This is a genomic window from Deinococcus grandis, assembly GCF_001485435.1.
GTDB lineage: Bacteria > Deinococcota > Deinococci > Deinococcales > Deinococcaceae > Deinococcus > Deinococcus grandis.
On the sequence record NZ_BCMS01000002.1, the window covers coordinates 1 to 21,663 of the forward strand.

The following is a 21,663-nucleotide window of genomic DNA, read 5'->3' on the forward strand; positions in this document are numbered from 1 at the left end:
GCTGTCCTCCCATGACGCGTCCATCCGCCCGCCCAGCCCCACTCAGCCCAGCACCGACTCCCTCCTGCGCTTCCGCCCGTCCACCGACCCGGTGTCACCTGTGACGGCTGAGGAGCACGTGGCACCCAGGGCTGATGACCGTCTGGACGTGCTGTGCCAGCATCTCCTGCTCGACACGCCCGACGCACCGGTCGTTCAGCGTCCGCTGACCTGGGCGCAGACGCTGCTGCCGGACCACAGGGTGAAGATCACCGCTCCGGACGCCGACCCTCACACCGCCGGGCCTGCCGAGCCCCTCACCGGCCCCGGCCGAACGACCCTCGCCACTCTGCACGCCGACGGGACGCACCTCACACCAGCGCAGCGCCAGATCCTGCGCGGCGCGGCGCAGGCCCTCATGGACAGCGTTACCCGCCACGTCCTCCACGATCAACTGGCGCAGGCCACGACGTTCACGGCCGCCATGACGGACATCCACGCACTCAGCGCCGACCAGCACACACCCACCGAGACCGCCGCGGCCGCCATGCATGTCCTGCACCGCAGCATGCGCGTCGACTGGAGCGGCCTGCTGCACGTCCAGGACGGTCATCTCACCCTCGTGACCGACGCCGCCACACCACGCGGGGAGCACCTCACGGCCCTGCTCACCCGGCGTCTCGCGTACGGCGAGCCTCACACGCTGCCCACCACGCACACCTTTCACGACGACTACACGGACTCCGACGGCGCCATCGACCACCTGCTGAATGCCGGAGTCCGCAGCGCCGCGTGGCTGCCGCTGAGCAACGACAGTGATCAGGACCGGTTCGTGCTGCTGTTCACGCGCCAGGACGAGCCGGCCATCTGGACCGCGCAGGAACAACGCCTCCTGAGCGCCGCGGCCCGCAGCGTCAGCATCGCCCTCGAACGTGACGCGGCCATGCAGCACCTCGAACGCCTCGCGCAGACCGACCCGCTGACCGGACTCGGCAACCGCCGCGCACTTGACGAGACCCTGCAGACCCTCGAAGGGCAGGCCTTCACCCTGGGCGTCATCGACCTGAACGGTATGAAACGCGTCAACGACGAACACGGACACGCCAGTGGCGACGACCTGCTCCGGACCTTCGCGCGGCACCTGTGGCACGACACGGTCCGCGCGTTCCGCCTCGGCGGGGACGAGTACGCCCTGATCGACCCCGAAGGCACGCCCGACCGGTTGCAGCACCTGACCGATCACGCCGTGCGCGCCACGCAGGCCGCCGGATTCCCGATTACCGCCGCGCTCGGTACGGCGGGCGTACCCACCGATACCCGCAGCCCCAGCCGGGCGCTGCGACTCGCGGACACACGCATGTACGCCCACAAACGCGACGACGACCGCTGACGGAAACGACCCGCCTGTGCAGTTTGACCATTCGTCATCCATCGTTTTGGCAGTGCATCCGAACAACCGCGTCCAGCACACCCGGAAAAACACAGGCTCACAGGAAGGCCAGGAAGCCCCCTCAAAAACATTCTGAGGGGTAGAGGATAGGGCAAAACCACCAGGGTTCTTCTGGGCGCGAGATCTGATCAGACGTCTGCCCAGGCAGAGTACCAACGTTCTAGCTCCCAGATTATTACTAATCTGACTTAGTGCGAAATTTTCAGCCATCCTCAGTGTCGTACAGCACAGTGACACCCTCGGCCTGGCGAATCTGACCGATCAGGCCCTGCGGGTCCGGGCGGCGACCAGCACCAGGATCCTCGCCACCTAGCCCATGCCCTCGCTGTTCGCGCCTACGTCCCCTGGGCCCAGGCCACCACAACGCCGCAGCATGGTCTGGGGTACCACCTGCCAGAGCACGCGTCCCAGTACGTACGGCCAGTCTCGTCCTGCATGAGGTCACCCTCTTCATGTTGGACTTGACCTTTGGCCTTTGGCGGCAAGTGACTCGGGTGATCATATCTATTTTTTACATACAAGTTTCGGCACCTTCACAACCTGACAGAAAAAATGCCGTCGGGATAAATGTCCTTCCCGAACACTCCCGTCTTACCGTACGGTCAGGAGACTACTTACCGACCGGTAAGTAGGACAGGAGGTTCCATGTATCTGGCCCTGCGCGAACTCACCCACCACCGCCTCCGCTCCCTCCTCGTCGGGGGCATCGTCGCCCTGATCGCCTTCATGGTGTTCATGCTCACCGGCCTCACCCGCGGCCTCGCCCACGACAACGCCGCCCTGCTCATCGAAACCCCCGCCACGCACTTCGTCACCACACAGGACGCCGAAGGGGTCTTCAGCCGCTCCTTCATCACCACCTCCGACCTGCGCGCCCTGACCGGCACGCTCGGCCCGGACGCCACACCCCTCGCCCAGACCTTCACGAGCCTCAGCGCCCACACCCGGCAACTCAGCGCCGTGCTCATCGGCGTGGACCCCCGCGGCTTCCTGGCCCCCGCCCCCACCCAGGGCGCGCCCCTGTCCACCGGGAACGGAGCCGTGGTGGACGAGTCCCTGCAGGGCGACGGCGTGCGCCTGGGCGACACGCTCACCCTCCGCCCCGGCGGCGAGACCGTGCAGGTCACCGGGTTCACGCGCAGCGCCCGCCTGAACCACCAGCCAGTCATCTTCATCGACCTGGACCGCTGGCACGCCCTGAACCCACGCGCCACCGGCACCGTCAACGCCGTCGCCCTGCGCGGCCCGGCCGCCACACTGCCAGCCACCCTGACGCAGCGGACCCGCGCGCAGACCCTTCAGGCGCTGCCCGGCTACCGCGAAGAGCAGGGCAGCCTGACCATGATCCAGGGATTCCTGATCGTCGTGGCGGCGTTCGTGATGGCCGCGTTCTTCTACGTCCTGACCCTGCAGAAGACCCCTCAGTTCGGCCTGCTCAAGGCCATCGGCGCCAGCACCCGCACGCTGGCCGCCGCCCTCGTCACGCAGATGCTGCTGCTCACGGCCCTCGCCACCGCGGCCGCCACGCTCGGCACGCTGGGCGCCACCGCGCTGCTGCCCGAAGGACTGCCCTTCACCCTCACCCCAGGCGCCCTGCTCGGCGCGTCCGGTCTGCTGATCGCCGTCGCCGCCCTGAGCAGCCTGCTGAGCCTGCGCCGCATCGCCCACGTCGACCCGCTGATCGCCATCGGCGCGGCCAGCTGAACCCCTCAGGAGCGCCCGTGATCACTCCCCTGCACACGCCCGACCGACCGACGCCCTCCCCTGCCCCACTGCTGTCGCTGCGCGGCGTCACCCGCACCTACGGCGACGGCGCGGGCCGCGTCACCGCCCTGCACCCCACCACCCTCGACGTGCGCCCCGGCGAACTCGTGGCCATCCGCGGACCCAGCGGCAGCGGCAAGAGCACCCTCCTGGCCATCGCCGGAGCGCTGCTGCAGCCCACCGCCGGGCAGGTCCTCATCGCCGGAGAGGACGTCACCGCCCTGCCCGGCGCCGCGCGGCCCGCGTTCCGGCTCGCGCACCTCGGCTTCGTGCTCCAGAGCAGCAACCTGATTCCCTACCTGACGGTCCGTGAGCAGCTCACCCTCATTCCACACCTGGCACGCCGCGACGCCCGCGCCGCCACGCAGCAGGCCGACGCACTACTCGCCCGACTCGGCCTGTCGGACCGCGCCGACCATCACCCCGACGCGCTCAGCGGCGGCCAACGCCAGCGGGTCGCCATTGCCCGCGCGCTGATGAACGACCCGCAGCTCATCCTCGCCGACGAACCCACCGCCAGCCTCGACGGGCCCCGCGGACGTGAGGTCGTCGAGATGCTCGCGCGTGAAGTCCACGGGCGCGGCCGCGCCGCCGTCATGGTCACGCACGACGAGCGCGTGCTGGACCTGTGCGACCGGACCGTGCACATCACCGACGGGCACGTGCACGAGGACTGACAGCGGTTGCCAGGTGCTCGCTCCGCTCGGTCAGGAGTCTTGAAGGTGCCCTTCAAGACTCCTGAATTCTGCGGTGACCCGCCGTCAGGACCGCCCGGATGCCTTGCGGGGGAGGGCGGCGCGCCTCTTGCGGGGCGCCCCGCCCTCATCCGCAGGCCGCTCCCGCGCCGACCGGGCCTTCTTCGCCGTCCAGGTGCCCTGCAGGACCGCGTCCGCCTGCGCGGCGTCCAGGTCAGCGGGAATCACCGCCGGGGGCAGCGGCACGCTCTGCCCGCCCCGCACGAGGTGCGGCCCGCTGCCCGTCGCGCGCAGGCGCGTGCCTTCCAGGTGCGGGAGCGGCAGGGACGGCGCGTCCCGGGACGCCCGGCGGATCGTCTGCGACAGGCCCTCGGTCCAGAAGCGCGTCAGGTACGCCACCCGCGTGGTGCCGCCGGCGGCCACGTCGTCCAGTCCGGCCTCCATGGTCGCCGTGAAGTCCTTCTGCATGACCTCCGGCACCTGCCGCGCGAGGTACGTCGCCACGAGCAGCCCCACGGCGGTCACGGCCAGGTGCCGGCCCGTCAGGCGGACGTACTCCCGCGTCTGGAGCGTCGCGAGCGTCTGCGCGTACGTGCTGGGCCGCCCGATCCCGGCCTTCTCCATGGCCTGCACCAGCGTCGCCTCGGTGAAGCGGGCCGGCGCCGACGTCTTCTTGCCTTCCGGCGGCCGGGCCTTCAGGGGCACCTGCTGCCCCGGCTGCAGAGGCGGGAGCCGCTGGTCGTCCGGCTCGGCGTCCTCCTCCTGGAGAAGCTGCAGGAAACCCGGCTCCTTCAGGACGCGGCCCTGCGCGCCCAGGGTGGCCGCGCCGCAGGTCAGGGTCACGGCCGTCCGGTCGAACACGGCGTCGGTCATCTGGGAGGCCACCGTGCGCTGGTAGATCAGGGTGTACACCTCCAGATCGGCGCCACTCAGGCCTGCGGCGTCCGGGGCCCGCCAGATGGTCCCGGCTGGCCGGATCGCCTCGTGCGCCTCCTGGGCGGTCCGGTTGCGGGTCGCGTACTGCCTGGGCTGCGCGGGCACGGCGGCCGGGCCGAACAGGCGCGTGGCCTCCCGGCGCGCCTCCCTCAGCGCCTCCGCCTCGTCCGACAGGGCCGGAGAGTCGGTGCGCATGTACGTGATGAAGCCCCCCTCATACAGCCGCTGGGCGGTGTCCATGACCTGTTTCGCGCTGAGGTTCAGCCGCCCGCCCGCCTGCTGCAGCGTGCTCGTGATGAAGGGCGGCGCAGGCCGCGAGCGGGTCTCCGTGACCTTCACCGCGCTGACGGTGGCCTCCCGGCCGTCCAGGTAGGCGCTCAGGGCGCGGGCCTGCTCGTCCGTCATCTCCAGCACCTGCACGCTGCCCTTCAGCGCGCCGCCCTGGGTGTAGTCCCCGGCCCGCGCGATGGGGCGCCCCTGCGGGAACTCGCTGCTGCGCACGTGCGTGACGGTCGCCGTGAACCTCGGGCGGGTCAGGAGGTCCGCGCGGATCGACCAGAACGTCGCGGGCGTGAAGCGCATGCGGGCCATCTCCCGCTGCGCGGCGAGCATCAGCGCCGCGCTCTGCACGCGACCTGCGCTGAGTTTCCCACCCACGCTGCCCCACAGGAGCGGACTGACCCCGTACCCCACCAGCCGGTCGATGACCCGACGGGCCTCCTGCGCCGCGACGAGGTGCAGGTCCAGCGGCCGGGTGGCCCGCAGCGCGGCCTGCAGGGCGTCCCCGGTGATCTCCGTGAACACCATCCGCACCGGCTGCGCCACCCCGAGCAGCCGGCCGAGGTGATACGAGATCGCCTCGCCCTCGCGGTCCATGTCGGACGCGAACAGCACCCGGTCGGCCTTCGCCGCCAGCTGCCGCAGGTCCCGGACGGTCGCCTGCTTGCCGGCCGGCACGACGTAGATGGGCGCGAACGTCTCCGGGTTCACCCCCAGGTGCGCCCACGGCTCGGCCCGGTTCTCCGCCTTCGAGCCCGGCAGGTCCCGCACGTGCCCCAGCGACGCGCGCACCGTGAACCCCGCCCCGAGCAGCCCCACGATCTTGCGGGCCTCTCGACAATCACCAGGGTCGCCATGCCGCCCAGACTAACGGGACGCGGTGAGGCTGCTAGTCACAGCGGTATCCAGTTTCATTGAGGGGCCGACACCACGCCCTTCGATTCCACGTCCAACCGCTGGTGTTATCAGGTGCTCGCTCCGCTCGTTCAGGCGTATTACTCCTGAATGCTGCTGGTCAGATCAGCGCGCGTCCGGCCGGGAGCCGCGCTAGCCTGCGCGGCGTGACCCGCCCGCCACCCGACCTGATGACCCGCCTGCGCGCCCGACTGCGCGGCGAGATCAGCACCGAGATCCTCGAGGCGTACCAGCGGGCCGGGGCGAGCATCCACCCCATGCTGGACGAGGCCGAATCGCGGCGCTTCATGTTGCGCGGCACCGACCGCTCCTGGTGGGATCAGCCCCGGCATGAGCAGCTGGCCACCCTGTGCCTGTGGAACGCGTTCATCCTGCAGACGCTCGGCGACACGCTGCTGGAAGCGGACGCGGCGGCCGACCCGGACACGGTCGGCTTCGCGCCGCGCGTCACGACCGATCAGGCGCGGGCCTACTACGCGCAGGTCGCCGTCTGGCTCGAACGCAGCGTCCTCGCGCAGCGTGACCCGGCCTACGACCTGAATGTCGCCCTGCCGGTGAACCTCCCCGACTGGTCACCGGCCGAACCATGCCCTCGGGAGCATCTCGCGGCGCTCATGGCCGCCCTCGAACGGGCGCAGGCGCACCTGACGGGCGTGATGGTGGCCTTCGACGCCCAGCCGGTCCTCCCGGCGCACGCGGCGCACGCCACGCGCCTGCGTGCCCTGTTCGCGTCCACCGAGCTCGAAAGCCGCGCCCTGACGCAGATGTACGCCCCGAACGCCTCGGCCGAACTGCACGAACTGATCGAGGACCGGACCCGGAACCTGATGGCCGACATCTACCGCCTGGGGCAGTGGCTGTCCATGCCCATCCTGACGACCGCCGAACCGGCAGCGGCGCTGGACCGGACCCCAGCCGCGCCTCCGCCCCCCAGGGCAGCGGCACCTGCCGCGAGCCCGGCGCCCCCCCCATCCCCAGCCGCGTCCCAGGCGACGCCCGCAGCGGCCCCGGACACGCCTGGCCGGTGGCTGAAAGAGCCGTGGTGCGGCTCCGACGTCCGCATCCGTGACCAGCTCAAGCGCGACCCGCGCGCCATGCGCGCCCTCACCCGCTTCTGGCAGGCGCTCAAGAACCCAGGCGAGGCGCTGGCCCTGCTGAGGGAAGCCGAACGGTATTACAGCAGCGCCACCGCGGATCTCACGTACGCCACCCGTCCGGACGGGACGGCCCTGGGACACAGTGACGAGCCGCCCTACGCGCCGATCTACCGCGCCGTGAACACCTGCGAGATCGGCGTGTTCACGGTCAACCCGGGCGACGAGTTCACGCTGCTGCGGCGCGGCGCGCACCTCACCGTCGTGACCGGCCGGTTCGACTCGACGCCGGAACTCATCACCGACGCTCCGGAGCGCCCGTGACCTTCCCGTACCTGCACCCGGTGTCCTTCATCAGTGCGGCCCTGCTGGTCGCTGTGGGCCGCGTCCTGTACCGCCGCTCAGCGGACCAGCAGATCATGGCCCTGTACACGGTCGGCTGTGGCGGTGCATTCGCCGTCCTGATGGCCGTGCCGGTGGTGTTCAGTGTCGCGGCCCTGTACACCGATCCGGGCCGCAACGGCGTCATCAACGTGCTGCTCGCGCAGATCACGACCCTGCCCCTCTACCTCGCGGCCCTGATCGCGACCGACGGCAGCGGCACCCGGCGCGAACGGCTCGCCCGCCCCCTGAGCGGGTACCGCCCAGCGCGACTGGTCCGCGAAGGCCCGGCGGCCAGGACGCGCCCGAACCGGCCCTGGAGCGCCGCGCTGCTGCTCTGCGTGCTGATGTGCGCCGTGTTCGGCGTGCGCTTCGGCGAGCACCTGCGCGCCCGGACCCTGGTGGCCGATCAGGCGGGCAACGTGGGCCCCGTGACCGTGCTGAACGCCGAGGGGGCGCAGGTCGGCCGGATTCCCAGCGCGGGCCTCCTGCGTCCCGGCGAGAGTGTCTGCCCCAGCATCTCCGTCACCTTCACGGCGCCGGACGGCACGCGCATTCCACTGCAGATCGAGACGAACAGCGGGGACACGCTCCCGTCCTGGTCCGCGGGCAACATCATCGAGAACTCGTGGGTGTGCGACCTGTACGCGAACGAGCCGCTGACGGCACGCCTGCCCGACGCGCTGCGCGCCACCTGGATGGGCGCCACGCCACCTTCCGGGAACTGACCACGGACGCCGCCCCGGCGCCCCACCTCACGTCTGGTGGGGGTAGGGAAGCGCAGCTCCCTCCTGCGCCTCCCCACCCCCGCGCGGCCGCCTTTACACCCCCAGGTAGCGCTGGACGGCGTGGGTCGGCGTGTCGGCGGTGGCCCCGGTCTCGACGACGCGGCCCTTCTGCATGACGTAGTAGCGGTCGGCGAAGGCCCACGCGAAGTCGAGGTACTGCTCGACGAGCAGCACGGCGACACGCAGTTCGGTGCGGATGCGGGTCAGGGCCACTTCGATCTCCTGCACGACGCTGGGCTGGATGCCCTCGGTGGGTTCGTCGAGCAGCAGGTAGCGTGGTTGCGTGACCAGGGCGCGGCCGATGGCGACCTGCTGCTGCTGCCCGCCGGACAGGTTTCCGGCGCGGCGGCCGGCCATGTCGCGGCAGATGGGAAAGAGGTCGTACACGAGTTCGGGAATCTCACGCCGGGTGACCGGTCGGCCCGACAGTGCCGGGAGGCCCATCAGGAGGTTCTCCTCGACGGTCAGGTGCCCGAACAGGCCGCGCCCCTGCGGCACGTACGCCAGCCCGCTGCGGGCGCGGGTGAACGCGGCTTCCCGCTCGACCTGCGCGCCGTTCAGGCGCACCCCGCCGCCCGTGACCGGGTGCAGGCCGGTGATGGCGCGCAGCAGGGTGGTCTTGCCCACGCCGTTGCGGCCGATCAGGGTGACGGCCTCGGCGTCGGCGACGGTCAGGTCGACGCCGAACAGGACGGGGCTCTGTCCGTACGCGGCGGTGACGCCTTCCAGTTTCAGCATGGGGGCTCCTTTGAAGGGCGGATGACAGCAGGCGGATGGCAGAGGGCCGACAGGGGCGGGAGGAGCCCTGCGCGTTCAGTCATGGGCCACCAGTTCCCTGGGTCGGCCCAGGTAGATCTCCATGACGTCCGGGTCGGCGCGCAGGGCGTGCAGGTCGCCCTCGCGGAACACCTGTCCCTGGTGCAGCACCGTGATCGGGGCGTTCAGGAGTTCCACGAAGTGCATGTCGTGGTCGATCACGAGCACGGTGTGCCGCCCGGCCAGGGTGTGGATCAGGGCGGCGGTCTGCGCGGTCTCCTGCGCGGTCATGCCGGCGGTGGGTTCGTCCAGCAGCAGCAGTTGCGGGTCGGCGGCGACGACCATGCCGATCTCCAGCCACTGCTTCTCGCCGTGCGCCAGCGAGGCGGCGGGCACGTCGGCCCGTGCGGCCAGGCCGGTCAGGCGCAGCAGTTCGTCGGCGCGGTCCTGCTCGGCGCGGGTGGGGGATTTGAGGATGCCCAGCACACCCTTGTCGCGGCGGGCGGTGAGCAGCAGGTTCTCGCGGACGCTCAGGCCTTCCAGCACGCCGGGCGCCTGGAACTTGCGGCAGATGCCGAGAGCAGCGATGCGGTGTTCCGGCAGCTTCGAGATGACCTGCCCGGCGAAGCGCACCTCGCCAGTGTCGGGGCGTACCTTGCCGATCACGGTGTCGAGCAGGGTGCTCTTGCCCGCGCCGTTCGGCCCGATCAGGACGCGCAGGCTGCCTTTCGGGATGGACAGGCTCAGGTTCGTGATGGCCTTGAAGCCGTCGAAGGACACCGTGATGTCCCGCACGTCCAGCAGCGCTTCATGGGTGTCAGACGGCATCGCTCACCTCGCGTGTGATCGGGTTCTGGGGCATGGGGGCGGGCGCGCGGCGGCGGTTCCGGATCAGCCCGGCCACGCCCTGCGGCATGACCAGCACGACCAGCACGAACAGCGATCCCATGACGTACAGCCACGCGTCCGGCGCGGCGCTGGAGATCCGGTCTTTCGCGAGTTGCCCCAGCACCAGCCCGGCCGCCGCGCCGATCAGGCTCGCGCGGCCGCCCAGCGCCACCCACACGACGAGTTCGATGCTGAACGCCGTGCCGATCATGGCGGGCGAGATGGTGCCCAGGTGCAGCGTGTACAGCGCGCCGGACACGCCGGCGAGCAGGCCGCCCAGCATGAACGCCGCAATCTTGAACGCCGCCGGGTTGAAACCCAGGAAGCGCGTGCGGTTCTCGTTGTCGCGGATGGCGGTCAGAATCGCCCCGAACGGCGTGCGCAGCAGCAGCGCCGTGCCGCCCAGCGCGAGCGCCACGAACAGCAGCGTCACCCAGTACAGGCCGTTCGCCACGTCCGCGCCACGCAGGTTTGAACTGGATAGAGTTTGGTGGAGGGTAAGTTCAGTGTGATCCACACTGGAGGACAGAATGTCCGTACCCAAGCAGCAATTCACCGCTGAGTTCAAACAAGAAGCCGTCCGGTTGGTTCGCACGACCGGAAAGAGTTGCGCCCAGATTGCCCGCGATCTCGGCGTTCCCCCTCACTACGTCSTCCGGTGGAAGCAGCAGCAGGACACCCAGACGGCCTCCGGCCGCCCAGCCTTCACCGGGSGGGGAATCCCCGCCCTTTCACCACAGGAGGCTCGCCTTAAGGAACTGGAGCGGGAGCTGGAAATTGCRCGACMGGAACGGGATATCCTGAAAAAAGCSCTGGSCTGKCTTGGCCAGAACAGCMCCCGTATGGGGCTTGGCCGCTTCTTCGCCAAGCAACCCTGATCTTCAGGTTCATCGAGCGGCACCACGACGAGTTTCCAGTCGAGCTGATGTGCCGGATTCTGGACGTGAGCATCAGCGGGTACTACGCTGCGCGGGGAAGGCCGGAGAGCAAGAGGATCTCAAAAGACCGCGTGCTGATCGAGAAAATCAGGACCAGCTTCGAGGAAAGCCGGGGAACATACGGGGCGCTGCGCATCCAAGCCGACCTGAAGGCACAGGGAGAGCAGGTCAGTCGTCAGCGGATCAGGCGGCTCATGCGACAAGCACAGCTTGTCGCGCGTGGAAAGCGGAAGTTCCGGACGACGACGAAGGCGAAATCTTCGCGCCCAGTCGCAGAAAACATTCTTGATCGGGTGTTCACTGCGGACGGCCCGAATCAGAAGTGGGTCACGGACATCACGTATGTCCCCACCCGTGAAGGCTGGTTGTACCTGGCGACGGTCATGGACCTGTACTCGAGGAAAATTGTCGGCTGGGCGCTGAATGAGCGACTTCAGACGCCGCTGGTCACAGCGGCGTTGGAGATGGCGGTGGCTCGTCGGAACCCACCAGGCGGACTCCTGCATCATTCGGATCGAGGGAGCCAGTATACGAGCGATGTGTACCAGCAGGCGCTGGACAGATTGCAGGCCGTTCAGAGTATGAGCGAGGCAGGAGAATGCTGGGATAACGCTGTCCAGGAAAGCTTTTTTGCGACATTGAAGACGGAGATGGGGCTTGGCGAAGCGCAGTGGGACCGTGCCCAGACACGGACAGAGGTGTTCGAGTGGATTGAAGTGTTCTATAACCGTCGCCGTCGTCACTCGTCGTTGGGGTATCAGTCACCGACGGCCTTCGAGGAGCAGGCTTACATCCTGAACTGAGGCTCCACCAAACCCTTGACAGATCACCAGTTCAAAATGAATCTGGGTGCACCACGCGCCGCGATGACGTCCTGAAGCACGTCCTTCACATCCAGGGATGTGAAGGACTCCGCCACCCGCAGCGCCAGGGATTCACAAGTGAACTCGTCGGTCAGCGTCAGGATCTTCAGCGTTGTCCCCCCGAACGTCTGGTCGAACAGGAAGTCATACGGACTCCGATTGAATGGCTGACAAAGCCGTTCAATCCGAGCGGAGCGAGTGGGAGAAAAACGGGTTCCGGGCGTGGAGTTGGCAACCCGGTGTGGTTCCGGGTTGTCAACGAAACAGACGGAATCCGTATCATACGTCCACACGTGGTCGGGGTACGCGGCCTGCATGGGAACACTCGCCCCAGTGCGGATCTTCTTCCGGCGTGTGGTCGTGACCGTCAGGTGCTCCTCGCGCCAGATGCGCCGGACCTTCTTCCGGTTGATGCGATGTCCCTCCTGGACGAGCAGCGCGTGAATGAACCGGTACCCGCGTCGAGGATGCACAAGGGCCAGGTCGCGAATGCGCTGCCGGAGATCCCCATCGTGACGCGGCTTCGGACGGTCGTACCAGGTGGATCTGGGAATGCCCACTAGGAGGCAAGCCCGTTCGGGCTTGACCTGGGCGGCAACGAGTTGCCTCGCTGCTGCCCGTCTCTCGGCGGGCGTCACCGCTTTTTCTGGATCACCTCCTTCATGGCATCGATTTCCAGGCGTTGCTACCCGACTATGTTCAGCAGGCGGGCGTTCTCTTTCTCGAGCTGGCGAAGCGGCCAAGCCCCATACGGGTGCTGTTCTGGCCAAGACGCCGTTTGGCTTCGCCAGCGGTGGTCTCGCCGTACTTCTTCTTCCAGGCGTAAAAGGACGCCGGACTGCAGCCGAAGTCACGGCACAGGTCCTCGACTGACTTCTCGCCCTTTTTGGCGTCCTGGAGCAATTTGATGATCTGATCTTCGCTGAACTGCCGGTTTTTCATGGGGGCCTCGCTTCCCAGCCTACGGCTGGCGGGGGCGAGCCTGACGCTCTCCTTCATCCCGTCCAGTTTTCGGGGGCAGACCACACGACCCTCTTAGGTACAGGGTGGCTCGTGACGTTGGACGCCGCCTACACCGAGCGGGAACTCACCACTCGAAGCGACGAGGCAGGCGGAGCCTACCTCGTCCCCCTCAAGAACAACACCCGCTCGCTCAAGGAATGGGCGATGTTCGCGTTCACGTACCTGGCGCACGATCACGTCGTGGACGTCGAGCGGAGCAGTGGAGAAGTCTGGGAGCGGCGTACGTCAGTGATCACCCACGCGCAGGTCCCGGACGACATCAGGGAAGGGTTGTGTGGCGTGCAGACGTTGATCCGTCGTGAGCATCAGGTCACGCGCCGCGATGGCACACGACGGGTCGAGGTGCGGTATGCCGTCAGCAGCCGGCTGCTGACGGCTCAGGAAGCGGAGCGCATCTGGCGCGGTCACTGGGGCATCAAGAATGGAAGCCACCATTGCCGGGATGTCGTGCCGCACGAGGATGCGTGTCGGTTGCGCAAAGAAGCACAGGGACGGGCGATGCTCAATGGCGTGATGGTCGCGCTACTCAGTGGACAGACCCGTCAGGTGACGGCACTGGTGCGTCGCTTGACCCTTGATCCGCTGCTCGCTCTTCAACTCCTGATTCCAGACCTCGCGTCAAGATAAAAGCCTGGAACACTCTGCCCCCACTCCTGCCCGTTCCCCTGCGGCAACCCAGACCGAACGTGACCCTGACCGGCACCTGTTTGGATGCCTGCACGCCGCCACCCCGCGTAGAGCGCATCATCGGGAGCACGATGCCCACGTACCGTTCCCGCACCACCACCGAAGGCCGCAACATGGCCGGAGCCCGCGCGCTGTGGCGGGCCACCGGCATGCAGGAAGGCGACTTCCAGAAACCGATCATCGCGGTCGTCAACTCGTTCACGCAGTTCGTGCCCGGCCACGTGCACCTCAAGGACCTCGGGCAGCTGGTCGCTCGGGAGATCGAGGCGGCGGGCGGCGTCGCCAAGGAATTCAACACGATCGCCGTGGACGACGGGATCGCCATGGGTCACGACGGCATGCTGTACTCCCTGCCCAGCCGGGAACTGATCGCCGACAGCGTCGAGTACATGGTGAACGCCCACTGCGCCGACGCGATGGTGTGCATCAGCAACTGCGACAAGATCACCCCCGGCATGCTGATGGCCGCGCTGCGCCTGAACATCCCCGTGGTGTTCGTGTCCGGCGGGCCCATGGAAGCCGGGAAGATCCTCCTGAAGGACACGATGCACTCGCTGGACCTCGTGGACGCCATGGTCATGGCCGCCGACGACAGCGTCAGCGACGAGGAGGTCCTGAGCGTCGAGCGTAGCGCCTGCCCCACCTGCGGGTCCTGCTCGGGGATGTTCACCGCGAACTCCATGAACTGCCTGACCGAGGCGCTGGGCCTGTCCCTGCCCGGCAACGGGTCGGTGCTCGCCACGCACGCCGACCGGCAGGCGCTGTTCAAACGCGCCGGACACGTCATCGTGGACCTCGCCAAGCGCTACTACGAGGGCGACGACGAGTCCGCGCTGCCGCGCAACATCGCCACCTTCCAGGCCTTCGAGAACGCCATGACGCTGGATATCGCCATGGGCGGCAGCACCAACACCGTGCTGCACCTGCTGGCGGCCGCGCACGAGGCGGGCGTGGACTTCACCATGCAGGACATCGACCGCCTGTCGCGCCGCGTGCCGGTGCTGTGCAAGGTCGCGCCCGCCAAGAACGACGTGCACATGGAAGACGTGCACCGCGCCGGGGGCATCATGGGCATCCTGGGCCAGCTGGACGACGCGGGCCTGCTGAACCGCGACGTACACAGCGTCCACGCGCCCAGCCTGACGGACGCCCTGAACCGCTGGGACGTCAAGCGCACGGATGACGAGGCGACGCACACCTTCTTCCGCGCCGCGCCCGGCGGGGTGCCCACCCAGCTGGCGTTCTCGCAGGCCCGGCGGTACACCGCGCTGGACCTCGACCGCGAGAAGGGCGTCATCCGCAGCGCCGAGCACGCCTTCTCGCAGGACGGCGGGCTGGCCGTGCTGTACGGCAACCTCGCCGAGGACGGCTGCATCGTCAAGACCGCCGGGGTGGACGAGAGCATCCTGAAATTCACCGGGACCGCCCGCGTGTTCGAGTCGCAGGACGCCGCCGTGGACGCGATCCTCGACGGCACGGTGACCGCTGGCGAGGTCGTCCTGATCCGCTACGAGGGCCCCAAGGGCGGCCCCGGCATGCAGGAGATGCTGTACCCCACCAGCTACCTGAAATCCAAGGGCCTGGGCAAGGACTGCGCGCTCGTCACGGACGGCCGCTTCTCGGGCGGGTCGTCGGGCCTGTCCATCGGGCACGTGTCCCCCGAGGCGGCCGAGGGCGGCACCATCGGTCTGGTGCAGACCGGGGACGTGATCGAGATCGACATCCCCGAGCGGCGCATTCACCTCGCGGTGGACGACGCCGAACTCGCCGCGCGGCGCCAGCGGCAGCAGGAACTCGGCTGGCACCCCGCCGAGGCGCGCCCCCGCAAGATCACCGGTGCGCTGCGCGCCTACGCCAGCATGACCACCAGCGCGGCACGCGGCGCCGTCCGGAACATCTGACAGCGGGCGGTCTTCAGGTGTGGCGAGGGGCTCCCTCAGCCCACCTGGGCGCGACCGACCGGCTGAGCAGGCCGTCTGCCGCCTCGTCCGTCGGCGTGGCAGGCGGCCGCTGCGGTGACGGGCGGCTGGGCATGCCGTCACGTGGACGCCCCGCGCGGCTTACGCTGGGGGCATGATACGGATTCCGTTTGTTTCGCCAACAATCCGGAACTTCACCGGATTGCCGGCTGTACGTCCGGAGGGGCGTTTCTTTCCTTCTCGCCTCCGCTCGGGTTGAACCGGCTGTGCAGCCCATTCGATCGGGGTCCGCATGAGTGACGCGGCGCCCGCTCCAGGGTCAGGCACAGCGCAGGCCGTTCAGAACCTGACGCGGCACGTCGCGCGGGTCGCGCTGCAGTACGCCGGCCCCCAGGGCCTGCTGGACGAGGTCCGCGCGCGCCTGGACGGACTGGGCGGTCACCTGGGGCGCCCCGGACAGCCGGGCGGCACGCTGGTCGTGGCGCGGGGCGTGCCCGTCGCGCGGCTGTGCCTGCCGGACCCGGACGCCGCCACCGAGGCCGCACTGGAGGACCTGGCGCTGTTCCTCACCCCGCTGCTGGAGGCGCTGGCCCTCCGCGCTCTGGCGGCGGACCTGGGCCGCGTGAACAGCTGGGTGGCGCGCCAGGACGATCCCGAGGCGGCCCTGGACCGCGTGACGGACTTCCTGTGCACGCTGGGCGCCGCTGGCCTGCCCGCGGGAGTTGCGGGCGTGGAGGTCCGGCTCGTGCCGCATCCCGCCCCGACCCCCCTGAGTGGCCTGCTTCTCCCGCTGACCGGGCGGTACCGGGCGCGGCAGGCCCTGCAGGTGACCCCGGCGCCCCACTGGACGCTGGAGGAGCAGCGGGCCGCGGCGGCCGCCACCCGGCAACTCGCGCTGGTCACCGAGCGGCTGTCGGCCGAGCGGCGCCTGGAGACCCTGCTGAGCCTACAGCGGCAGCTGGACAGCGTGCCGGCCGAGGACCTGTACCAGCCGCTGCTGGACGCGGCGGTGCAGCTCGTGCCCGGCGCGCAGGGCGGCAGTCTGCTCGTGCGGCGGGGCGACACCTTTCATTTCGGGGCGGTGTCCGGGTACGACACGGGCCCGCTGCGGGACGTGACGTTTCCGTGGCAGCACACCCGTGACACCTGGTACGGCCTGGGCGCCGACGCGTGGCGCCGGGGCGTGCCGCGCGTTCTGGGGCGGGAGGGCGTGATCCGCAACGGCGTCGGGTACGACCGCGAGGGTGAACGGGTGGAGGGGCTCCTGCCGGAGGTCGAGCACCTGCAGAGCGTGGTGGCGGTCCCGGTCCTGTTCGGCGACGAGGTGTACGCCCTGATCAACCTGGATTCGTTCACGGACCCCGACGCGTTCGACGCGGACGCGCTGCGCGTCACGCAGGCGTTCGGGAGCATGGCGTCCCTGCTGATCCACGAGGCGCAGCGGCACGCGCAGATTCAGGCGGCGGCCCGCACCGACGCCCTGACCGGCCTGGGCAACCGCCGCGCGTTCAACGAGGCCCTCGAGCAGGCCGTGCAGGCCGCCGGGCGGGACGCGGCCCCGGCGCTGGCGCTGCTCGTGCTGGACCTGCGGGGCTTCAAGGGCATCAACGATCAGCTGGGGCACGCCCGGGGTGACGAGGGACTGCGCCGGGTCGCGGCGCTGCTGCGCGAGGAGGTGCGCGGCAGCGACCAGTTGTTCCGCTGGGGCGGCGACGAGTTCGCGGCGCTGCTGCCCGGCAGTGACCTGACGCAGGGACTGGGCGCCGCGCGGCGCGTGACGCAGGCGATGAACGCCCTGAGTATCGGGAGGTTGCCGCTGCGCGCCACGATCGGCGTGGCGTCCCTGCGCCCGGGCGGCACCGCCGAAACGCTGCTGCAGGACGCCGACGCCGCCATGTACGCCGCCAAGGCACGCGGCGAGCCGATCGCCGTGGCCGGAAGGAGCGACTGATACGGGATTCAATTGACCTGCTTCCGACTTGAACACGTTCCGTTGTCCCCTCTCCCCCTGTGGGACTCGGAGAGCTGCGCAGCAGAGAGGGAGGGACTCGAAGAGCTGCGCAGCAGAGGCGCGACAGGGCGGAAGGGTGAGGGGGCCACCGGTCGACTCCGGATGATGTGGACTCACTTGAACCCCGTATTACACAGGGGCCCCCGGACAGCAGCCCCGTCAGGCGCGGCGCGGGCGGGTGTGGTATCAACAACCATGTTCGATGAATTCGCCGTGCATGACCTCCTCTCGTCCGAGGAACGCCTGATCCGCGAGAGTGTCCGTGCGTTCTGCGAAGCGGAACTGCTGCCGCAGGTGGCGGACTGGTGGGATGAGGGCTCACTGCCGGTGCGGGACGTCATGCGCCGTTTCGGGGGGATGGGCCTGCTGGGGCCCACCACGCCCGAGGCGTACGGCGGGGCGGGCGCGTCCTACAGCGCGTACGGCGCGATGATGTACGAACTCGAACGGGTGGACAGTGGGCTGCGCAGCGCGGCGAGCGTGCAGGGCAGCCTCGTGATGCATCCCATCCACGCGTTCGGCAGCGAGGAGCAGCGCACGCGCTGGCTGCCGGGCCTGGCGAGCGGGGAACTGATCGGCTGCTTCGGCCTGACCGAACCCGACGGTGGCAGTGATCCCGGCGCGATGCGCACCCGCGCCCGCCGCGACGGGAGCGACTTCGTCCTGAGGGGCAACAAGATGTGGATCACGAACAGCCCCGAGGCGGACGTGGCGGTCGTGTGGGCCAAGGACGACGAGGGCGTCGTGCGGGGCTTCATCGTGCCGACCGACACGCCGGGGTTCAGCGCCCCGAAGATCCACCGCAAGCAGAGCCTGCGCGCCAGCGTCACCGGGGAGATCGTGCTGGACGAGTGCCGCATTCCCGCCGCGAACCTGCTGCCCGGCAGCGCCGGCCTGAAGAGCCCGCTGTCGTGCCTGACCTCGGCGCGGTTCGGGATCGCGTGGGGCGCCATGGGCGCGCTGGAAGCCGTGTTGCAGGCCACGCTGGACTACGCGGGCAGCCGCGTGACCTTCGGGCAGCCCATCGCGGCGCGGCAGCTCGTGCAGGACAAACTGGCCCGCATGGCCACCGACCACAGCCTGGGCCTGCTGATGGCGTGGCGACTGGGCGCGCTGAAGGACGCCGGGCGCATGAACTACGCGCAGGTCAGTTACGCCAAACGCAACAACGTCCGCGTGGCGCTGCAGGGCGCGCGACTGGCCCGTGAACTGCACGGCGGGAACGGCATCACGACCGAGTACCCGGTGATCCGCCACATGCTGAACCTGGAAACGGTGGACACGTACGAGGGCACGCACGACATCCACACGCTGATCATCGGGCGGCACCTGACCGGTCAGAGCGCGCTGGGCTGACCCGCAGGCCTCCACGGTGGGCCTCCAGCGGGCGGGCGCCGGAAGGGGACGGCCCGACGTGGCCCTGGGGGTCGGCGTGGTCAGTTCGCGTCGATCCAGGCGCTCAGCGTGGCTTTCGGCACGGCCCCCACCTGGCGCCCCACCAGCTTCCCGCCCCGGAACAGCAGCAGGGTGGGGATGCCCTGCACGGCGTGGTCGCCCGGCGCGCGGGGGTGCTCGTCCACGTTCACCTTCACGATCTTCAGCTTCCCGGCGCGTTCCCGGGCGAGGTCCTCCAGGACGGGGCCGATCACGCGGCACGGGCCGCACCAGGGCGCCCAGAAGTCCACCACGACCGGCACGTCCGCCTGCACGTCCCCAGCGAAGGTGGCGTCGGTGCCGTTGATCAGCCACGGCAGTGACGCGCCGCAGCGGGCACAGCCCGGCACCTGTCCGGCGGGAACGGTCGTCACGCGGTTCTTCGCGCCGCACGCGGCGCAGGTCAGCACGTCGCTCATGCCCCGAGTATGCGCGCCGCCCGGCCCCGGCACGCTTTACCCAAACTGAACACAGGCCCGCTAGGGTGCGCGGCATGAAACTGATGACCGTCCTGCTGGCCGCCGCGCTGTCCGTCTCGCCTGCCCTGGCGCAGACCGGTCACTCCGGTCACTCCGGTCACGCCATGCCCGGCATGACCGCCCCGCAGGGACCGAACCTGAACGCGCTGAGTGGTCAGGCCTTCGACCGGGCGTACCTGAGCATGATGATCGCGCACCACCAGGGGGCGCTGGACATGGCGCGCGCCGCGCAGCCGCGCCTGAAGGACAGGCAGGTGAAGACCTGGGCGGCGGCGGTCGTGAAGGATCAGACCCGCGAGATCACCCTGATGACCGGCTGGCTGAAGGCCCTGGGCGGCGTGGACCCTGCGGCCCGCTCGCACATGCAGGGCATGATGGCGGGCATGGTCGCCCCGCTGAAGACGGCGGCGGACGCCGACCGGGCGTTCGTGCAGGGCATGCTGCCGCACCACCAGGGGGCGCTGGAGATGGCGGGCGTGGCCCTGGCGCGCAGCGGCGACGCGCGGGTGCTGAAGCTCTCGCGGGACATCGTGCGGGCCCAGGCGGACGAGATGTACGCCTACCGGCTGTGGCTGCGGCGCTGAGCTACCCTGGGGCGGTATGGCACGCGTCCTGATCGTGGATGACGACCCGGCGATCCTGGAGATCCTGGGCGCATACCTGCGGGCCGACGGGCACGACGTGCGCGAGGCCGCGACGGGCGTTCAGGCGCGGGCGCTGCTGCCGGAGGTGGATCTCGCGGTGCTGGACTGGATGCTGCCGGGCGTGAGCGGGCTGGACGTGGCGCGCGAGCAGCGCCGCGCGCACCCGGACTTCCCGTTGATCCTTCTCAGCGCGCGCGGCGAGGAGGAGGACCGCCTGCGGGGCCTGGATGTCGGCGCGGACGATTACGTGACCAAGCCGTTCTCGCCGCGGGAGGTCGCCGCGCGCGTGCGGGCGCTGCTGCGGCGCAGTGGCGTGCGGGACGTGGTGGGGGGCGCGGGCCTGAGCGTGAACGCCCGCACGCGCGAGGTGACGCTGGACGGCGCGCCCCTGACCCTCACGCGACTGGAGTTCGAGCTGCTGCTGACCCTGGCCGGTCACCCCGGCATGGTCTGGACGCGGGAGCGGCTGCTCGACCGGGTGTGGGGCGCGGACGACCCGGTCGTGGAACGCGTGGTGGACGTGCATCTGGCGGGCCTGCGGCGCAAGCTGGGTGAGGACGCCGCCCGCCCGCGCTTCATCGAGACGGTGCGCGGCGTCGGGTACCGGTTCCGGGACGGCGCGTGAAGCTGTTCCCCCGGCTGCTGCTGGCGCACCTGCTCGCCGTGCTGGTGGCGCTGGGGGCGCTGCTGCTCGTGGCGGAACTCACGCTGCCGGGCGTGTACCAGCATCACGTGGATCAGATGGTGCGGGCCATGGGCGAGCCGGGCCGGGCGCTGCGGCCGGATCTGGAGGCCGGGATGCGCGGGGCGCTGACGGGCGCGCTGCTGCTGGCCCTGCCGTTCGCGGCGCTCGCGGCGGCGCTGTCGGCGCTGCTCACGTCCCGGCGGGTGGTGCGGTCCGTGGCGCTGCTGGGGCAGGGCAGCCGCGACCTGGCGGGCGGGGCGTACGCGCGGCGGCTGCCCGAGGGCGGGCGGGATGAGCTGGCGGATCTGGCGCGGAACTTCAACCGGCTCGCGGCGGCGCTGGAACGGGTCGAGCAGGACCGCGTGACGCTCATCGGCGAGGTCGGCCACGAGTTGCGCACGCCCCTGGCGGCCCTGCGCGGGTACAGCGAGGCGCTCAGTGACGGGATGCTGCCGCCCGCGCAGGTCGCCCCGGCGATCGAGCGGGAGGTGCGCTTTCTCGAGCGGCTGGCGCAGGACCTGAGTCTGGTGTCGCGCGCCGAGGCGGGCCACGTGGACCTGCACCTGGAGGCGGTACCTGTGCAGGCGCTGCTGGACGCGGCGCGCGAGCGCTTCGCGGACGGGTACGCCGCGCGCGGGGTGACGCTGCGGGTGGGTGGGTCCGGCGCGTGGGTGCAGGCCGATCCGGAGCGGGCCGGCCAGGTGCTGGCGAACCTGCTGCACAACGCCGCGCGGCACACCCCGCCGGGGGGCGTTGTGACGCTGGAGGTGGAGGTCTCCGGGCGGCAGGTCGCGCTGGTGGTGCGCGACACGGGCTGCGGGATCGCCCCGCAGCACCTGGAGCGGATCTTCGAGCGCTTCTACCGCGTGGACGAGGCCCGCACGCGTGACGAGGCGGGCGGCGTGGGCAGTGGCGTGGGCCTGACGGTCGCGCGGGCGCTGGCGCGGCGCATGGACGGCGACCTGCGGGCCGAGTCCGGCGCGGGCGGCAGCACCTTCACGTTGACGCTGCCCGGCGTCCCGGTGGGCGGGGCGGGGCCGGACACGCTAGATTAG

At 70.0% G+C, this 21,663-nt stretch carries 21 protein-coding genes; 14 read left to right on the top strand and 7 right to left on the bottom strand.

The genetic code is table 11. From position 1 onward, the window contains the following. The 3 genes from DEIGR_RS15535 to DEIGR_RS15545 all read left to right on the top strand — a co-directional run. A partial coding sequence (locus tag DEIGR_RS15535) for a GGDEF domain-containing protein (RefSeq protein WP_236704890.1) occupies nucleotides 1-1,369 on the top strand: 1,369 nt, incomplete at its 5' end. 705 nt (nucleotides 1,370-2,074) lie between these two features. Then, complete coding sequence (locus tag DEIGR_RS15540; protein ID WP_058978830.1) at nucleotides 2,075-3,133, top strand: ABC transporter permease; 1,059 nt, start codon at nucleotides 2,075-2,077, stop codon at nucleotides 3,131-3,133. A gap of 17 nt (nucleotides 3,134-3,150) precedes the next feature. Further along, nucleotides 3,151-3,870 carry an ABC transporter ATP-binding protein gene (locus DEIGR_RS15545; RefSeq protein ID WP_201785766.1) on the top strand — a complete coding sequence of 240 codons (720 nt, stop codon included), beginning with the start codon at nucleotides 3,151-3,153 and terminating at the stop codon, nucleotides 3,868-3,870. Between the two features lie 84 nt (nucleotides 3,871-3,954). On the opposite strand, the gene topA is transcribed toward DEIGR_RS15545, so the two are convergent. Next, nucleotides 3,955-5,895: a type I DNA topoisomerase gene (gene topA, locus DEIGR_RS15550; RefSeq protein ID WP_160329949.1), complete on the bottom strand. Its 1,941-nt coding sequence runs from the start codon at nucleotides 5,893-5,895 to the stop codon at nucleotides 3,955-3,957. A 269-nt stretch (nucleotides 5,896-6,164) separates the two neighbouring features. Here topA and DEIGR_RS15555 point away from each other — a divergent pair, with 269 nt between their 5' ends. Both DEIGR_RS15555 and DEIGR_RS15560 read left to right on the top strand, forming a co-directional pair. Beyond that, the gene (locus DEIGR_RS15555) at nucleotides 6,165-7,436 is read left to right on the top strand and encodes a hypothetical protein (RefSeq protein WP_058978834.1); all 1,272 of its coding nucleotides are present in this window, start codon (nucleotides 6,165-6,167) and stop codon (nucleotides 7,434-7,436) included. Continuing rightward, nucleotides 7,433-8,221 carry a hypothetical protein gene (locus tag DEIGR_RS15560; protein WP_058978836.1) on the top strand — a complete coding sequence of 263 codons (789 nt, stop codon included), beginning with the start codon at nucleotides 7,433-7,435 and terminating at the stop codon, nucleotides 8,219-8,221. The genes DEIGR_RS15555 and DEIGR_RS15560 overlap by 4 nt, the downstream gene beginning before the upstream one ends. 93 nt (nucleotides 8,222-8,314) lie before the next feature. Here the strand turns inward: DEIGR_RS15560 and urtE are convergent, their stop codons facing one another. The 3 genes from urtE to DEIGR_RS15575 all read right to left on the bottom strand — a co-directional run bounded on the left by urtE (nucleotide 8,315) and on the right by DEIGR_RS15575 (nucleotide 10,379). Beyond that, nucleotides 8,315-9,019 (bottom strand): urea ABC transporter ATP-binding subunit UrtE, encoded by a 705-nt coding sequence (urtE, locus tag DEIGR_RS15565; protein ID WP_058978838.1) that lies wholly within the window; start codon nucleotides 9,017-9,019, stop codon nucleotides 8,315-8,317. Between the two features lie 75 nt (nucleotides 9,020-9,094). Then, nucleotides 9,095-9,865 (bottom strand): urea ABC transporter ATP-binding protein UrtD, encoded by a 771-nt coding sequence (gene urtD, locus DEIGR_RS15570; protein WP_058978840.1) that lies wholly within the window; start codon nucleotides 9,863-9,865, stop codon nucleotides 9,095-9,097. Continuing rightward, on the bottom strand, nucleotides 9,855-10,379 hold the full coding sequence (locus tag DEIGR_RS15575; RefSeq protein WP_236704894.1) for an ABC transporter permease subunit: 525 nt from the start codon (nucleotides 10,377-10,379) through the stop codon (nucleotides 9,855-9,857). Before DEIGR_RS15575 ends, urtD begins: the two co-directional genes overlap by 11 nt. A gap of 76 nt (nucleotides 10,380-10,455) precedes the next feature. On the opposite strand from DEIGR_RS15575, the gene DEIGR_RS15580 reads away from it, so the two are divergent. Together DEIGR_RS15580 and DEIGR_RS15585 are read left to right on the top strand one after the other, a co-directional pair. Next, the gene (locus tag DEIGR_RS15580; protein ID WP_058978842.1) at nucleotides 10,456-10,803 is read left to right on the top strand and encodes a transposase; all 348 of its coding nucleotides are present in this window, start codon (nucleotides 10,456-10,458) and stop codon (nucleotides 10,801-10,803) included. Nucleotides 10,804-10,850: 47 nt separating this feature from the next. Continuing rightward, on the top strand, nucleotides 10,851-11,666 hold the full coding sequence (locus DEIGR_RS15585; protein WP_083524014.1) for an IS3 family transposase: 816 nt from the start codon (nucleotides 10,851-10,853) through the stop codon (nucleotides 11,664-11,666). Between the two features lie 23 nt (nucleotides 11,667-11,689). Here DEIGR_RS15585 and DEIGR_RS20490 read toward each other — a convergent pair whose 3' ends face one another. Both DEIGR_RS20490 and DEIGR_RS15595 read right to left on the bottom strand, forming a co-directional pair. Next, on the bottom strand, nucleotides 11,690-12,364 hold the full coding sequence (locus DEIGR_RS20490; protein WP_160329950.1) for an IS3 family transposase: 675 nt from the start codon (nucleotides 12,362-12,364) through the stop codon (nucleotides 11,690-11,692). Nucleotides 12,365-12,425: 61 nt separating this feature from the next. Continuing rightward, nucleotides 12,426-12,668, bottom strand: a complete 243-nt coding sequence (locus DEIGR_RS15595) for a transposase (RefSeq protein ID WP_160329951.1) — start codon at nucleotides 12,666-12,668, stop codon at nucleotides 12,426-12,428. A gap of 111 nt (nucleotides 12,669-12,779) precedes the next feature. Here DEIGR_RS15595 and DEIGR_RS15600 point away from each other — a divergent pair, with 111 nt between their 5' ends. The 4 genes from DEIGR_RS15600 to DEIGR_RS15615 all read left to right on the top strand — a co-directional run bounded on the left by DEIGR_RS15600 (nucleotide 12,780) and on the right by DEIGR_RS15615 (nucleotide 18,722). Next, nucleotides 12,780-13,376, top strand: coding sequence for an ISAs1 family transposase (locus DEIGR_RS15600; RefSeq protein ID WP_058978845.1), 597 nt, complete (start codon nucleotides 12,780-12,782; stop codon nucleotides 13,374-13,376). A 131-nt stretch (nucleotides 13,377-13,507) separates the two neighbouring features. Then, nucleotides 13,508-15,337 (top strand): dihydroxy-acid dehydratase, encoded by a 1,830-nt coding sequence (gene ilvD / locus DEIGR_RS15605; RefSeq protein WP_058978847.1) that lies wholly within the window; start codon nucleotides 13,508-13,510, stop codon nucleotides 15,335-15,337. 310 nt (nucleotides 15,338-15,647) lie between these two features. Then, nucleotides 15,648-17,306, top strand: coding sequence for a GGDEF domain-containing protein (locus tag DEIGR_RS15610; RefSeq protein WP_058978849.1), 1,659 nt, complete (start codon nucleotides 15,648-15,650; stop codon nucleotides 17,304-17,306). Nucleotides 17,307-17,561: 255 nt separating this feature from the next. After that, complete coding sequence (locus DEIGR_RS15615; protein ID WP_058978851.1) at nucleotides 17,562-18,722, top strand: acyl-CoA dehydrogenase family protein; 1,161 nt, start codon at nucleotides 17,562-17,564, stop codon at nucleotides 18,720-18,722. Nucleotides 18,723-18,802: 80 nt separating this feature from the next. Here the strand turns inward: DEIGR_RS15615 and trxC are convergent, their stop codons facing one another. Continuing rightward, nucleotides 18,803-19,219, bottom strand: a complete 417-nt coding sequence (gene trxC / locus DEIGR_RS15620; protein ID WP_058978853.1) for a thioredoxin TrxC — start codon at nucleotides 19,217-19,219, stop codon at nucleotides 18,803-18,805. A 74-nt stretch (nucleotides 19,220-19,293) separates the two neighbouring features. On the opposite strand from trxC, the gene DEIGR_RS15625 reads away from it, so the two are divergent. The 3 genes from DEIGR_RS15625 to DEIGR_RS15635 are packed head-to-tail and all read left to right on the top strand — an operon-like array spanning nucleotide 19,294 to nucleotide 21,663. Next, nucleotides 19,294-19,863: a DUF305 domain-containing protein gene (locus DEIGR_RS15625; protein WP_058978854.1), complete on the top strand. Its 570-nt coding sequence runs from the start codon at nucleotides 19,294-19,296 to the stop codon at nucleotides 19,861-19,863. 16 nt (nucleotides 19,864-19,879) lie between these two features. Next, nucleotides 19,880-20,548, top strand: a complete 669-nt coding sequence (locus tag DEIGR_RS15630; protein WP_058978857.1) for a response regulator — start codon at nucleotides 19,880-19,882, stop codon at nucleotides 20,546-20,548. Then, nucleotides 20,545-21,663, top strand: coding sequence for a sensor histidine kinase (locus DEIGR_RS15635; RefSeq protein WP_058978858.1), 1,119 nt, complete (start codon nucleotides 20,545-20,547; stop codon nucleotides 21,661-21,663). The genes DEIGR_RS15630 and DEIGR_RS15635 overlap by 4 nt, the downstream gene beginning before the upstream one ends.

What these genes read in the sequence shown, in the direction of transcription:
- DEIGR_RS15540 (WP_058978830.1), top strand. Translation starts at nt 2,075, where the DNA reads ATGTATCTGGCCCTGCGCGAACTCACCCACCACCGCCTCCGCTCCCTC.
- trxC (WP_058978853.1), bottom strand. Translation starts at nt 19,219, where the DNA reads ATGAGCGACGTGCTGACCTGCGCCGCGTGCGGCGCGAAGAACCGCGTG.
- DEIGR_RS15595 (WP_160329951.1), bottom strand. Translation starts at nt 12,668, where the DNA reads ATGAAAAACCGGCAGTTCAGCGAAGATCAGATCATCAAATTGCTCCAG.
- DEIGR_RS15625 (WP_058978854.1), top strand. Translation starts at nt 19,294, where the DNA reads ATGAAACTGATGACCGTCCTGCTGGCCGCCGCGCTGTCCGTCTCGCCT.
- ilvD (WP_058978847.1), top strand. Translation starts at nt 13,508, where the DNA reads ATGCCCACGTACCGTTCCCGCACCACCACCGAAGGCCGCAACATGGCC.
- urtE (WP_058978838.1), bottom strand. Translation starts at nt 9,019, where the DNA reads ATGCTGAAACTGGAAGGCGTCACCGCCGCGTACGGACAGAGCCCCGTC.
- DEIGR_RS15585 (WP_083524014.1), top strand. Translation starts at nt 10,851, where the DNA reads ATGTGCCGGATTCTGGACGTGAGCATCAGCGGGTACTACGCTGCGCGG.
- DEIGR_RS15615 (WP_058978851.1), top strand. Translation starts at nt 17,562, where the DNA reads ATGTTCGATGAATTCGCCGTGCATGACCTCCTCTCGTCCGAGGAACGC.
- urtD (WP_058978840.1), bottom strand. Translation starts at nt 9,865, where the DNA reads ATGCCGTCTGACACCCATGAAGCGCTGCTGGACGTGCGGGACATCACG.
- DEIGR_RS15610 (WP_058978849.1), top strand. Translation starts at nt 15,648, where the DNA reads ATGAGTGACGCGGCGCCCGCTCCAGGGTCAGGCACAGCGCAGGCCGTT.
- DEIGR_RS15630 (WP_058978857.1), top strand. Translation starts at nt 19,880, where the DNA reads ATGGCACGCGTCCTGATCGTGGATGACGACCCGGCGATCCTGGAGATC.